The following is a 12541-nucleotide window of genomic DNA, read 5'->3' on the forward strand; positions in this document are numbered from 1 at the left end:
GCAACAGCAAGACGAGCAAATTAATGCGCACTTCTGCGCAAACAATTTCATTAAAATCCGATTAAAACGACGAGCCACTTATCGAAAACCAGCCTGACAACAAGCGCACCCCTTGGTTTTACTGGCTCGGTTAATTTCAGGCACGCTTCTTGTTATAAGAACTTGCCCAACCGGCACAACTGCCGCTTGGCACTACTTAATTCATCAGGCAAGGAAACCCGTCATGCCAACACCCGCATACCTTTCGATCACCGGTGTAAAACAAGGACTGATTACGGCAGGCACTTTTACCCAGGACTCGGTAGGCAACATTTACCAGGAGGGCCACGAAGACCAGATTCTGGTCCAGGCCTTTTCACATCAGGTGATCATCCCCCGTGACCCGCAATCCGGTCAGCCAACCGGCCAGAGGGTTCACAAACCGTTGATGATCAGTAAGGTCTTCGATAAATCATCGCCTCTGCTGTTCAGCGCGCTGACCAGTGGCGAAGAAGTCAAATGCCAGTTGCAATGGTTCCGTACGTCGTCGGCCGGCACCCAGGAGCACTACTTCACCATCGAGCTTGAGGGTGCCACCATCGTGGATATCCAGTCACGCATGCCGAACTGCCAGGCGCCGGAAAACGCGCACTTCACGCATTTGGAAGATGTGCATTTCACCTATCGCAAGATCATTTGGACCCACGAAGTGGCAGGGACTTCCGGCTCGGACGATTGGCGTAGCCCGGTCGCCGGCTAACCCTGGACGACGCAGAAACGGCGGCCATGGACGGCACCGTTTCTGCGCGTTTGCTACACCATTACTGGCTATACCATTGACAGTGGATGCTTGCGTTTGGGTGCGCCGAACACACGGTCGATCGCATCCAGATCGTGCTCGTCGAGCACCAGTTTCGCGGCGTTTGCGTTAAGCCGCACATGCTCGGGGCTCACCGCCTTGGGGATGGCAATCACACCCTCCTGGCGCAGTACCCAGGCCAGGGCGATCTGTGCGGGTGTGGCCTCATGGCGGTGGGCAATTTGCTTGAGCGTCGGGCTGGACAGCAGCTCGCCGCCCTGGGCGATTGGGCAGTACGCCATCAGTGGCAAATGGTGCTGTTGCCACCATGGCAACAGGTCGAATTCGATACCCCGTTCTTCGATGTTGTAAAGCACCTGGTTGGTGGCACAGGCCGGGGATGCAAGTTCCTGCAGGTCGGCGACGTCGAAGTTGGAAACACCCCAACGACCGATCTTGCCTGCCTCGCGCAGACGTTCGAACGCTTCGACGGTTTCTTCGAGCGGATACTGGCCGCGCCAGTGCAGCAGGTACAGGTCGATATGATCAGTGCCGAGGCGCTGAAGGCTGGCGTCACAGGCACGCGGCACGCCCTTGTGGCTGGCATTGTGAGGGTAGATTTTACTGACCAGGAACACCTGGTCGCGCTTGCCACGAATGGCCTCGCCTACCACCTTTTCTGCGCCACCTTCGCCGTACATTTCAGCGGTGTCGATCAGGCTCATGCCTTCTTCGATACCTAATTGCAACGCGGCGACTTCGGCTTTGTGCTGGTCCGGATTTTCACCCATGCGCCAGGTGCCTTGGCCGATGACAGGCACGGGCACACCGGCCAGATCAATGGTACGCATAACAACCTCCTGATGAGTTGGCGAATTAACAGTGTGGCACTGACCGGACAAAAGGGTTCAATCGAAGTATGGTTAGCCTTTACCCAATCGCCAGGCAGGAACTGTAATGCTGTTTGTGGTCATGCTCGGGGGCAAGCACCCAAGGGCCAAAATCGAAGTTCACGATGTGGTGTTCGCAGTGGCGGACACGCTGCAAGCCACCTACGCGCAGTTGCGCGACGGCTGGTTCGGCAGCCCCAAGGGCATGCATATCGACGCCTGGATGGCGGTCGATGGCGTAGACGGCTGGAAGGTCGAACTCAGCCAAATGGCGCCGCCTGCTGGTGCTTATCACCTGTACTTCATCAACCTGGGGGGTTATGAAGCTAACGTGTTTGGCGAGGCCCACCATTACTTAGTGGTGGTGGCTCGCGACAAACAGGAAGCCAGGCGCAAGGGCCAGCAGCAGCTGTTGCAGCATTGGTCGCAGGCCCATACCGATGGCGTGATGGACATTGACGACTGCCTGCCTATCGATCTGGTGGACGGGCGTTATGTTCACCTGGTGCAAGGCGCACACCAGCCGATCATCCAGCAGAACGATTACATCACCCTGCCCTGAGCCGTTATGTGCGGGGCTGCAAGGTTTTGCCAAATAAACGATTGCCGTGGGTTTCTCCCTGGAAGGTATAGGTCGGCGAGCCCAGCACCGCATAACCTCGCCGAGGGTAAAAACCCAACGCGCGTTCATTGCCCACCCACACGGTCGCCCACAATAAAGACGCGGCGCCCAGGGCTGCGCGCTGTTCTGCCGCCTGCAGCAACCGATAGCCAATTCCCAGGCCGGTAAATCGCTCCTGGATGTAGAGGCGCTGCAACTCGGCGGCATCCGGTGCTGTGATCATCGAATGAGTGGCGTGGAGTTTGATCTGGGCGAAGCCAACAAGGTGGCCGTTCGACTCAGCCACCACCAGCGACAGACCTGGTTGTGCCATCAGGTGGGCGATGGTCTGCGGCGCAAAGGCTTGTAACGCCTCATTGGCAATCGAGGCACGGATGCCGTGGGTGGCATAAGTATCGAGGAATACCTGCATACCGAGCACGCCAATGCATAAGGCGTCCTCGGCAATGGCATCGCGAACGGTAATGGGCGGCGGATTGATAGCTGGCATTGAGTCTCCGTACTCAGGGGTGCAAGGTTCAACGTTTTACCACGAATACAGGTGACAGCAATTGCCTCTGCCGATGGGCCGCAGTAGGGTTTACGCCTCGCCCAATCTGCTGGAGCCCGCCATGAGCTTTTTTTCCGACCCCGATGCCGTCGCTCGCTACGCCGAAGGCCCTGTGCGTCTGGTACCAGGCTTCGATGGCTTGCAACGGATGACCACCTTGCTGCTGCGTGAAACTGTTCCAGCGACCGGCAGTGTGTTGGTATTGGGCGCCGGGGGCGGCCTGGAGCTAAAACGTTTTGCCGACGCCGAGCCAGGCTGGCGCTTTACAGGCGTCGACCCGTCGGCCGAGATGCTGAAGTTGGCGCAGGCGACACTGGGCCCTTTAAATGAGCGCGTGCAGTTGCACGAGGGTTATATCGATACCGCCCCATTGGGTCCCTTTGACGGCGCCACCTGCCTGCTGACCCTGCACTTCATTCCCGAAGAGGAACGCCTGCAAACCCTCAAGGCCTTGTGGCAACGGTTGCTACCCGGAGCACCGCTGATCGTGGCGCACCACAGTTTCCCCCAGGCACCGCAGGAAAAAAGCCGCTGGTTGAAGCGTTACGCAGCGTTTGCGGTGGACTCCGGCGTGCCGGCCGAGGATGCCGAGCGCGCGATTACCGCAATCAGCGCCAAATTGCCGGTACTGTCACCTGAGCAAGATGCCGCCTTGATGGTTAAAGCCGGGTTTGAAGGCGTGGAACTGTTCTACGCCGGCTTCAGTTTCAAAGGATGGGTAGGCTACAAACCGCGCTAGCGCTTACCAACTACCGGATGCGCCCCCGCCGCCACTGGAACCACCGCCTCCGGAAAAGCTACTGCTGGAACTGGACCCTGAACTCGAGCTGGAGCTAGAGCTAGAGCTAGAGCTAGAGCTAGAGCTAGAGCTAGAGCTAGAGCTAGAGCTAGAGCTGGAACGGGAGCCGGAACAAGAGCAAGAGCAACACCGACACCCGCCCTCACCGCACGAGTCGCTCCCGTTGTCATACCTGGCAAAAATCAATAATGCGGCAATAGAGGCGATCACCAACGCCGCCCAGCGATCAGGGGGGGTACTTGCCAACAAATACACTGCCAGGAAGATCGCCAACACGAACATAGCGCGGAGGATAAAAAAGCCCCGATGCGTGTTCCAGGATGCTTTGATGACGTTAAACAACTTCACGTAGTAACTCAGCACCATCAGCGCCATCAGCGGCAGCGCGATCCAGTTCACCAGGCTCAGATCCACGAGTTGGCTCACTATTACCACGCCCGTGCTGTAGACCAGTGCACCGAACACGCCATAAAACCACCCGCGCTTGCGCCACAAATTACCAAACACAGCAGCACCGGCCAGTTGGACCAGCGGAAGCACCAGCCAGTACATCGCAGTTTCCATGCCACCGGCGAACATCACCAGCAGCCCCAGGAACATCGCTTGAGCGATCAGTACAACGGGCCGACGCTGCTTGCGCGCCACGCCCCACACGGCGATGGCGCCCCCGCCGACTAGCGCCAGCAGAATGCTTATCACCTCAGTCGCAAGGCTTGGTTGTTGCCACACGACCTTGGGCAAATCGCCTCCATCCACCAACGCAGTCAAGTCATCCAAGGCGTATTGAATACCTCCGGCGTAGTCACCTCGGCTAAACGCCGGCGCGATGTGTTCCCGGATTATGAGGTGAGCGAGCAGGTCAGTGACCGTACCTTCCAGGCCATACCCCACTTCGATGCGCACTTTGTGGTCGTCCTTGGCCACCAGCAACAAGATGCCATCGTCAACTTCTTTGCGCCCCAGCCTCCAGGCACGAAAAAGTTGGTTGGCGAAGTCCTCAATACTCGCTTCACCGGTGCTGGGCAGCATCAACACAGCGATTTGTGAACCTGTGCTCTCTTCCAGCATTTCGAGCTGGTCGCGCATGCGCTGGAGGGTGCTGACATCCAGAGTGTCGGTCAGGTCGATAACCCGCTGGTTCAGCGCGACGCTGATCAGCGCGGGCCGCACCGTATCGGCATGGACCGGGGCGTTCGTTAACAGCCCCATTACAACCAAGGCCAGCAGGCCCAAAACAGATTGTCGTAAAAACACCATCATTCCATCGTTACCTGAAGCATCTTCCTGAAGACGGCGAGTTTACCTTACTGGCATTTGAGCCCCCCAAAAAAACTTACCAACTACCGGATGCCCCACCGCCGCCACTGGAACCACCGCCACCGGACGAACTGCTGCTTGAACTGCTGCTTGAACTGGAGCTTGAGCCAGAGCCGCCACCCGAACCCGAACCACCATCGGAAATGCTCTGCAAAAACACTATAAACGCCACCACCGAAGCGGCGGGTATGGCGATGATCCAGCCTTGATAACCGTGCCCCAGCAGTAACCCGACGGCCACATACACCGCTACCACCGCCGCCACCCGCACGAGGAAGAAGCGCGGGCTATTTTTCCAGGATTGGTGGATAACGAAAAACAGCCCCACGTACAACGCCAGCACTAACGCACTGCCAAACGGCCATACCAGCCAATGGACGAAGTTGACGGCGATGAAGTGGTCCACCACCAGCAGCCCGACCACATAGGCCAGCACCCCAATCACGCAGTAAAACACGGCGCGCGCCAGCCACAAGGCGCCGAAGGTCGCGCCGCCTATCAGCAGGGTCAGCGGCAATACCAGCAGGTACATCGGCCAGTCGCGCCCGCCCCCATACAGCGTCAGCAGTAGCGTAACCGCCATGGTGGCGATTAACGCCCAGCGCCAAGGCAGCTTGCCGGCGGCGATCAGCACACCGCCGACGCCCCCAAAGATAAACGCCAACAGCACCGCAATGGCCTGCGGGTTGACCTCAGGCCCCACCGGCGTGGGCAGGTCGCCGCCGTCTACCAGTACGCCCAGGTCATCGACAGCTTGTTGAATCCCACCCGCATAGTCGCCCTGGCGAAACGCCGGGGTGATGTGTTCCTCGATGATGCGGTGGGCCAGCAGATCGGTAACCGTGCCTTCAAGGCCATAACCCACCTCGATACGCACTCTGTGGTCGTTTTTGGCTACCACCAGCAGGATGCCGTCGTTGACGTCCTTGCGCCCCAGTTTCCAGGCACGGAACAACTGGTTGGCAAAGTCCTCGATGGTTGCGCCGCCGGTGGTAGGCACCAGCAGCACGGCAACCTGGGCGCCTTTGCGTTGTTCGAGGGCGGCGAGTTGAGCCTTCAAGCGCTCGGTTGTGCCGCTATCCAGCGTATTGGTGAGGTCGATCACCCGCTGGTCGAGGGCGACTTTGATCGGCGAAGTGTCCGCCTGGGCGCTGGTCAACAGACTGAGAAATGCCAAGGCCAGCAGACTCAAGACAGTTTGGCGCAGAAACAGCCGCATGCTTTGTTACCTGAAGTTTCTTCGTGGAGGCCTCGACTTTACCTTATAGACGTATAACGCGTGACCCCGCGCCCGCGACTATCTAAACTGCCCGCACATATAGCAATGCGCCATAACTGAGAACCCCATGAACCTAAAGCACCGCAACAACGTCAGTGTGATGGGTAACGGCACCGCGACCCTGGTGTTCTCCCACGGTTTCGGCTGCAACCAGGCCATGTGGAATTATCTGGCGCCGCCCTTTGCCGAGCGTTTTCGCGTCGTGATGTATGACCTGGTGGGTGCCGGCCTGTCGGACATCAGCGCATTCGACAAGACCAAATACGCTGCGCTGGAGGGTTATGCCCGCGACTTGAACGAGATTATCGACGCTTTTGCCAGCGGTCCGGTGATCCTGGTCAGCCATTCGGTCAGCGCGATGATCGCCACCCTCGCCGACCGCCTGGCGCCAGGCCGTATCGCGGCCCATGTGATGATCGGCCCTTCGCCGCGCTATATCGACGACGCGGATTATGTCGGCGGTTTCAAGCGCAGCGATATCGATGACCTGCTCGACACCCTCGACAGCAACTACCTGGGCTGGTCCAGCACCATGGCTCCCGTGATCATGGGCGCCCCCGAGCAACCGGGGTTGAGTGCCGAGCTGAGCGACAGTTTCTGCCGCACAGAACCGGATATCGCCAAGCAGTTTGCGCGGGTGACCTTTATGTCGGATAACCGCAAAGACGTGATCGGCCTGACCACACCCGTGCTGATCCTGCAATCCCGTGACGACCTGATTGCGCCAGTGGCCGTGGGCGAATACTTGCACAGCGTGCTGCCCAACAGCACCTATTGCCTGGTCGATAACGTCGGGCATTGCCCGCATATGAGCGCGCCCCTGGCTTGCACGATGGCGATGGACAACTTCCTGGCGCCGTGGGCCGTGGCCCATGCCAGCTGACCTGTTCGAGAACGCCGCCTGTGCCCTGGCCGTCACGGCCGAAGACGGCACGATCCTGCGCGCCAACGCCATGTTCGGCGAATGGCTGGGGCTGCGCAGCGCCGAGCTGTGCGGGCGGCGCTTCCAGGACTTGCTGACCATGGGCGGGCGAATATTCCACCAGACCCACCTGGCGCCGATGCTGCGCATGCGTGGCAGTGTGAGCGAAGTCAAACTCGACCTGGTGCACCACGACGGGCACAAAGTGACCGTATTGCTCAACGCCAACGCCCGCGAACAGGCCGGCACGCTGGTACACGACCTGGCACTGTTCGGCACTACCGACCGCGACAAGTACGAGCGCGAGCTGCTCAATGCACGCAAGCTCGCCGAAGCCCTGTTGCAGGAACGCACCAGCACCGAATTGGCCCTGCATCAGGCCCAGGCGGAACTGAGCGAAGCCTATGCCATTGCCCAGCGCCGCGCGTTGTTTGCCGAGCAGATGGTGGCGATCGTCAGCCATGACCTGAAAAACCCGCTGACCGCCATCCGCATGGCCACCGACATGCTTGCACGCAGCGAGCGCACGCCCAAGGAACGCCAGTTGCTGGGCCATATCGGCCAGTCCTCCGAGCGCGCCCAGCGAATGATTGCCGACCTGCTGGACTTTACCCAGGCCCGGGTTGGCCACGGGATCAGCATCAAGACCACGCCCTTGGATTTGCACAGCGTGATCCAACACGCCGTGGATGAACTGCGCATGGCCTTCCCCAAGGCCACGTTAAAGCACCAGGCCGAAGGCATCGGCCAGGCGTGCCTGGATGCCGACCGGGTGCAGCAGATCATTGGTAACCTGGTGGCCAACAGCGTGGCTTATGGCGACTTGCTCCTGCCTATCACCATCACTTCACGCTTGGGCGACAGTGGCTGCGAAGTGGCGGTGCATAACCACGGTGCCGCGATCCCGCAGACGCTGATCGCCGTGCTGTTCGAGCCCATGACCCGCGGCACCGACCAGGGCAGCGAGGTGCGCAGCGTGGGGTTGGGCTTGTATATCGTGCGTGAACTGGCCAAGGCGCACGGTGGCGACGTGGCGGTGAATTCCTGCACCAACCTGGGCACGACCTTTACCGTGACGTTTTAGACCAGGTACACCGTGCCCTGCATGACCGGCTCGACACGACCGGTCAACACCACACCGCCCTGCCCGTCCCACTGCACAGTGACCGTGCCACCGTCGCACTGCACCTCAACCGTGGCGTCCAGCAAACCGCGCCGAATCCCATTGACCACTGCGCCACAACAGCAGGAACCGGACCCCAGCGGCACGCCCCCGCCGCGTTCCCAGATACGCAGGCGGATATGGCTGCGGTCCAGTACCTGCACAAAATGCACATTGGTGTTGGCCGGGAACAACGGATGGGTCTCCAGCGCCGGGCCCACGGCCGCCACGTCGATGGCGCTGATGTCGTCGATAAAATAGGTGCAATGCGGGTTGCCCATGCTGCAGGCGGCAGGCGCGCCATCGATGGGCAAGATGCGGGTGTCGAGCGCTTCGGCCAACGGCACGGCAGACCAGTCCAACGAAGGCGCGCCCATGTCCACCGACACTTGCTGGCCGGGCGCTCGAACGCAGGTCAACAAGCCTCGATCGGTGCGCAGTACGAGGCTGTTGCGACCGGTCTCATGCATCAAGCGGTCAGCTACGCCACGGGTGGCGCTGCCGCAGGTTTGCAGCGGCGTACCGTGGGGGTTCCAGAACTTGATGCGGGCCAGCGCATCTTCGCAGTCGAGCACCACGGCCAGTTGGTTAAAGCCGATACCGGTGTGGCGGTTGCCCAGCCGCCGGGCCACCTGCGCAGTGATCGGGTCGTCCTGGCCACGGCGGTCGATGATGATGAAATCGTCGCCATGGGCATGCATCTTCACAAAGGGCAAGGTCATGGGCGGTCCTTGTTCGAGATCAGCCTGCAAGCATACGGGAGTTTCATCCTAGCCGTTTCAGCCACGTGCTAGCGTTGGCGCATCCTCATCCAGCAGAACCGTCCATGAACAAAACCACCCTCGTCTTTACCTTGCTGCTGGCCTCGTTGCCCGGGGTGACCATGGCTGCAAGCCTCTGCCAGCCTGCGGCGGCAAACCCGGCAGCCAACGCCCTGCTGGCCAACGCCCAAAGGCATTTGGCCGACCAACCTGCGCCGTTGCCGCATGTGCACACCGAAGGCACCCTGCCAAACCATGGCATTCGCGAGCAAAGCATTGCCGCCGAAAAGGACTGGCCGCTGATGCGCCAGGCGGCGCTGGCCTGGCGCATCAGCGGTGACCCGCGCTACCTCAGGCAAGTCGATGACTACCTTGCCGCGTGGGCCGATGTCTACCAGCCGGATTTCAACCCCATCGACGAAACCAACCTGGATATGCTGATCACGGCCTATGCGCTGACCGCCGACCACCTGCGCCTGGAAACCCGCGCAGCCAGCCGCCGCTTGATCAGCAACCTGGGCAATGGCTACCTCGCGCATATCGAACAATTCCACGGCCCGAAAAAAGGCACCCAGACCAATAACTGGCAGAGCCACCGCATCAAGTTGGTGACCCTGGCCGCCGGCGCACTCAACGACCAGGCCATGCTTGAACAGGCTCATCAGCTGTTTAAACAGCAAGTCGCCGACAACATCCTGCCCGACGGTTCGGTCACAGACTTCCAGGACCGTGACGCCCTGCATTACGTGGTCTACGACCTTGAGCCGCTGGTGCAGGCCGCACTGGCGGCCAAGCCCTACGGCGGCGACTGGCTGAGCCTCAAGGCCAATGGCGCGTCGCTGGGCGCCGCGCTGGATTGGCTGGTGCCTTACGCCACTGGGCAACGCAGCCACCAGGAATTCCTGCATACCCACGTTCAGTTCGACAAAGACCGCGCCAAGGTGGGCGAACCCGGTTACAGCGGCACCTGGGATGCCAAAAGCAGCGCGACGCTGTTCTGGCTGGCGGCGCAACTGGATAAACGCTACCTGCCCGTGGCCACGCAGCTGGCGGCCCACCCGGCCGATTGGATCAGCACCTGCTATTTGAAGTAAGCGCGGCTAGACTGGCCGGGCGCCCCATTCAAAGGATTGACCATGCTTATTGTATTCAGCGGCCTGCCCGGCACCGGCAAGACCACGATTGCCAGCGAACTGGCACGTCGGATAAACGCGGCTTACCTGCGTATTGATGTGATTGAGCAGGCGCTTCGGGATGCAAACGTACTGACCAGTGATGTGGGCGCCAGCGGTTATGGCGTGGCGAATGCGCTGGCATTGAGCAATTTGCGATTGGGGCAGACGGTGATTGCCGACTGTGTGAACCCTGTTAAGGAAAGCCGGGAGGCATGGCAGGCCGTAGCAGCGACAGCGGGTGTCGAGCTGCTTGATATTGAGGTGATTTGCTCTGACCTGCGGGAGCATCAGCGCCGTGTGGAAAGCCGCACGGGCGATGTTGCCGGGTTGGTGCCGCCCTCCTGGCAGTCCGTGTCAGTACATGAATATGAGGCGTGGACTGAAGCGCCACTGACTGTCGACACTGCAAGTGTGACAGCCGCCGAGGCCGTCGAAGTGATCCTGGCACACATCACCCCTGTGGCGAGCAGGCTTGATGTGGCGAGCAGGCTTGCCCTGCGTTGGGCTGCGAAGCGGCCCTAATACAGTCACCGCGTTTTGTCAGATAAACATCAGTGTCTGGTTTTGGGGCTGCTTCGCAGCCCAACGCAGGGCAAGCCTGCTCGCCACAACAAGCCCGCCTGCCACAACAAGCCTGATTGCCACAACGAGCGTACTCGCCACAGTAATCCCATCAGCCACAACGAGCTTCAGAGCACCGCCCCCATCGCCTTCACCAACACTGGGTCACGCCCATAAATATCCGGCGAGTACACCAACCCGCCCTGGCGATCGACCTCCACCGTCCAGTAGCCCAACAGCACCGGCACCGGCGTGGCCAGCCTGAACTCATGGGTTGTGCCGGTGGCCAGCAATTCTTCAGTGCGCGTGCGTTCGGCCGGGGTTACCAGCAAATCGCGCAGCATCATCGGCTGCTCAACACGCACGCAGCCCGAACTGAATGCCCGTGGGCCTTTGGTAAACAGCGGCTGGCTTGGCGTGTCGTGCAAGTAAACGGAATAAGGGTTGGGAAAGCGCATCACGATGCGGCCCAGCGGGTTGCGCGGGCCGGCCTCCTGGCGCAGCAGAATATTGCCAGGGCGCGACCAATCCACCTGGTCGGCGGTGAGTGGGCGGCCTTGAGCGTCGAGCACTTGCAGGTTTTGCTGGCGCAGGTATTCGGGGTTGAGGCGGATGGCCGGGAGTTTGTCCTCACGCATGATGGTCGGCGGGATGGTCCACGTAGGGTTGAGGGTCAGCCGGGTAATGCGCGACTTGAGCAGCGGCGTCTGGCGTTCGGCACGCCCGACTTGCAGGCGGGTTTGCCACACCGGAATGCCGGCTTGGTAGACGCTCAGTTGCGCGGCCGCAACGTTGACCACAACGCCTTCAGGCTCCAGGTCCTGGGCCAGCCAGCGGAAGCGTTCGAGGTTGATGCGCAACTGATCGCGGCGCATCGCCGGGCTGATATTGAGTTCGGCCACGGTGCCCGTGCCTATCACACCGTCGGCCTGCAACGAGTGGCTGAGCTGGAAGGCCTTGACCGCCTTGACCAACTCGTCACGGTACTGCCGGCTGTTGCCCGTCGGCGCCTTGGCGAGATAACCACCGCTGTACAAGCGCCGCGCCAGTTCGGGCACGCGCGGGTCTTCCATGCCGGGCTTGAGCAGCGGCCCGGTGGCGACCGGGTCCCAGTGGGGCAGCGGCTGCAGGCGCACAGTGGCATAGGTATTGCGCAAGCTGCGGTACAGGTCGGCGCTGGGGCGCGCCTGGTCAAAGGCTTGCGCCATGTCTTGCAGGCCGGTGGCGGCAAAAGCCAACACTTGGGCATTCGGGTCCAGGGTGGGTGGCTGGGAATGCCACAGCGGCTCGAAATGCGACTGTTGCAGGCGGCCGTAATGCAGATCCTGCAGGGCTTGCAGGTATTGCCGACTGCTGCCGATATCGCTGCACAGCACGTTACCCGTGGCCTCCACGGTAGGCAGGCTATAGTGGGTAGGGTCCAGGCCATCGTCGGCCAGCACCAACAACTGAGATTGCAGTGCATGGCGGCGCTCATCGGACCACAACGGCACATTACCCTGCTGCTGGTAGAGCGCCTGCAAGCGCGCTTGCGCCGTTGCGTCTATCTGCGCGGCAAGGGTGGGGCAAACGCTGGGCAGTTGAGAAAGGGCCAATTGCACCGGGCTGGTTGAAACCACCGGCACAGCGTCCACCGGCAGCTCATCAGCTGTCGCGACCAGTGGTGCAACGAGCAGGCAAATGCTCAAGTAACATGCGTGTTTTTTGAACAATTGACTTAACTCC

At 60.7% G+C, this 12541-nt stretch carries 13 protein-coding genes; 7 read left to right on the top strand and 6 right to left on the bottom strand.

All coding sequences use genetic code 11. The features are described from left to right. The first annotated feature begins 223 nt into the window (after nt 1–223). Entirely contained in the window at nt 224–739 is a 516-nt protein-coding gene (locus P5706_RS18335) for an Hcp family type VI secretion system effector (protein ID WP_017136833.1), read from the top strand. 68 nt (nt 740–807) lie between these two features. Here P5706_RS18335 and P5706_RS18340 read toward each other — a convergent pair whose 3' ends face one another. Continuing rightward, nucleotides 808–1629 carry an aldo/keto reductase gene (locus tag P5706_RS18340; protein ID WP_200433643.1) on the bottom strand — a complete coding sequence of 274 codons (822 nt, stop codon included), beginning with the start codon at nt 1627–1629 and terminating at the stop codon, nt 808–810. A gap of 106 nt (nt 1630–1735) precedes the next feature. On the opposite strand from P5706_RS18340, the gene P5706_RS18345 reads away from it, so the two are divergent. Beyond that, a complete protein-coding gene (locus tag P5706_RS18345; RefSeq protein WP_285680675.1) occupies nt 1736–2230 on the top strand; it encodes a DUF1543 domain-containing protein in 495 nt (164 codons plus the stop codon). A gap of 4 nt (nt 2231–2234) precedes the next feature. Here the strand turns inward: P5706_RS18345 and P5706_RS18350 are convergent, their stop codons facing one another. After that, nucleotides 2235–2780: a GNAT family N-acetyltransferase gene (locus P5706_RS18350; RefSeq protein WP_200433645.1), complete on the bottom strand. Its 546-nt coding sequence runs from the start codon at nt 2778–2780 to the stop codon at nt 2235–2237. Nucleotides 2781–2901: 121 nt separating this feature from the next. On the opposite strand from P5706_RS18350, the gene P5706_RS18355 reads away from it, so the two are divergent. Continuing rightward, on the top strand, nt 2902–3579 hold the full coding sequence (locus tag P5706_RS18355; protein WP_285680678.1) for a class I SAM-dependent methyltransferase: 678 nt from the start codon (nt 2902–2904) through the stop codon (nt 3577–3579). 3 nt (nt 3580–3582) lie between these two features. Here the strand turns inward: P5706_RS18355 and P5706_RS18360 are convergent, their stop codons facing one another. Both P5706_RS18360 and P5706_RS18365 read right to left on the bottom strand, forming a co-directional pair. Next, nucleotides 3583–4899, bottom strand: coding sequence for a TPM domain-containing protein (locus P5706_RS18360; RefSeq protein WP_285680680.1), 1317 nt, complete (start codon nt 4897–4899; stop codon nt 3583–3585). A 73-nt stretch (nt 4900–4972) separates the two neighbouring features. Next, nucleotides 4973–6175, bottom strand: coding sequence for a TPM domain-containing protein (locus P5706_RS18365; RefSeq protein ID WP_285680682.1), 1203 nt, complete (start codon nt 6173–6175; stop codon nt 4973–4975). 127 nt (nt 6176–6302) lie between these two features. Between P5706_RS18365 and P5706_RS18370 the strand changes: the two genes are divergently transcribed. Both P5706_RS18370 and P5706_RS18375 read left to right on the top strand, forming a co-directional pair. Continuing rightward, nucleotides 6303–7118, top strand: coding sequence for an alpha/beta fold hydrolase (locus tag P5706_RS18370; RefSeq protein ID WP_200433649.1), 816 nt, complete (start codon nt 6303–6305; stop codon nt 7116–7118). Beyond that, a complete protein-coding gene (locus tag P5706_RS18375) occupies nt 7108–8241 on the top strand; it encodes a PAS domain-containing sensor histidine kinase (RefSeq protein WP_285680685.1) in 1134 nt (377 codons plus the stop codon). Before P5706_RS18370 ends, P5706_RS18375 begins: the two co-directional genes overlap by 11 nt. Here P5706_RS18375 and dapF read toward each other — a convergent pair. Further along, nucleotides 8238–9041, bottom strand: coding sequence for a diaminopimelate epimerase (dapF, locus tag P5706_RS18380; RefSeq protein ID WP_285680687.1), 804 nt, complete (start codon nt 9039–9041; stop codon nt 8238–8240). The genes P5706_RS18375 and dapF overlap by 4 nt on opposite strands. Nucleotides 9042–9145: 104 nt before the next feature. On the opposite strand from dapF, the gene P5706_RS18385 reads away from it, so the two are divergent. After that, complete coding sequence (locus P5706_RS18385) at nt 9146–10174, top strand: alginate lyase family protein (RefSeq protein WP_200433652.1); 1029 nt, start codon at nt 9146–9148, stop codon at nt 10172–10174. 42 nt (nt 10175–10216) lie between these two features. Continuing rightward, nucleotides 10217–10777: a P-loop nucleotide/nucleoside kinase family protein gene (locus tag P5706_RS18390; RefSeq protein WP_285680691.1), complete on the top strand. Its 561-nt coding sequence runs from the start codon at nt 10217–10219 to the stop codon at nt 10775–10777. A gap of 167 nt (nt 10778–10944) precedes the next feature. Here the strand turns inward: P5706_RS18390 and P5706_RS18395 are convergent, their stop codons facing one another. After that, on the bottom strand, nt 10945–12528 hold the full coding sequence (locus P5706_RS18395; RefSeq protein ID WP_285680693.1) for a L,D-transpeptidase family protein: 1584 nt from the start codon (nt 12526–12528) through the stop codon (nt 10945–10947). Between the last annotated feature and the right edge of the window lie 13 nt (nt 12529–12541).

It is taken from the genome of Pseudomonas sp. ChxA (assembly GCF_030263855.1).
In the GTDB taxonomy this organism is placed as follows: domain Bacteria; phylum Pseudomonadota; class Gammaproteobacteria; order Pseudomonadales; family Pseudomonadaceae; genus Aquipseudomonas; species Aquipseudomonas fluorescens_CB.

What these genes read in the sequence shown, in the direction of transcription:
- P5706_RS18340 (WP_200433643.1), bottom strand. Translation starts at nt 1,629, where the DNA reads ATGCGTACCATTGATCTGGCCGGTGTGCCCGTGCCTGTCATCGGCCAA.
- P5706_RS18385 (WP_200433652.1), top strand. Translation starts at nt 9,146, where the DNA reads ATGAACAAAACCACCCTCGTCTTTACCTTGCTGCTGGCCTCGTTGCCC.
- dapF (WP_285680687.1), bottom strand. Translation starts at nt 9,041, where the DNA reads ATGACCTTGCCCTTTGTGAAGATGCATGCCCATGGCGACGATTTCATC.
- P5706_RS18355 (WP_285680678.1), top strand. Translation starts at nt 2,902, where the DNA reads ATGAGCTTTTTTTCCGACCCCGATGCCGTCGCTCGCTACGCCGAAGGC.
- P5706_RS18350 (WP_200433645.1), bottom strand. Translation starts at nt 2,780, where the DNA reads ATGCCAGCTATCAATCCGCCGCCCATTACCGTTCGCGATGCCATTGCC.
- P5706_RS18335 (WP_017136833.1), top strand. Translation starts at nt 224, where the DNA reads ATGCCAACACCCGCATACCTTTCGATCACCGGTGTAAAACAAGGACTG.
- P5706_RS18365 (WP_285680682.1), bottom strand. Translation starts at nt 6,175, where the DNA reads ATGCGGCTGTTTCTGCGCCAAACTGTCTTGAGTCTGCTGGCCTTGGCA.
- P5706_RS18345 (WP_285680675.1), top strand. Translation starts at nt 1,736, where the DNA reads ATGCTGTTTGTGGTCATGCTCGGGGGCAAGCACCCAAGGGCCAAAATC.
- P5706_RS18375 (WP_285680685.1), top strand. Translation starts at nt 7,108, where the DNA reads ATGCCAGCTGACCTGTTCGAGAACGCCGCCTGTGCCCTGGCCGTCACG.
- P5706_RS18360 (WP_285680680.1), bottom strand. Translation starts at nt 4,899, where the DNA reads ATGATGGTGTTTTTACGACAATCTGTTTTGGGCCTGCTGGCCTTGGTT.
- P5706_RS18390 (WP_285680691.1), top strand. Translation starts at nt 10,217, where the DNA reads ATGCTTATTGTATTCAGCGGCCTGCCCGGCACCGGCAAGACCACGATT.
- P5706_RS18370 (WP_200433649.1), top strand. Translation starts at nt 6,303, where the DNA reads ATGAACCTAAAGCACCGCAACAACGTCAGTGTGATGGGTAACGGCACC.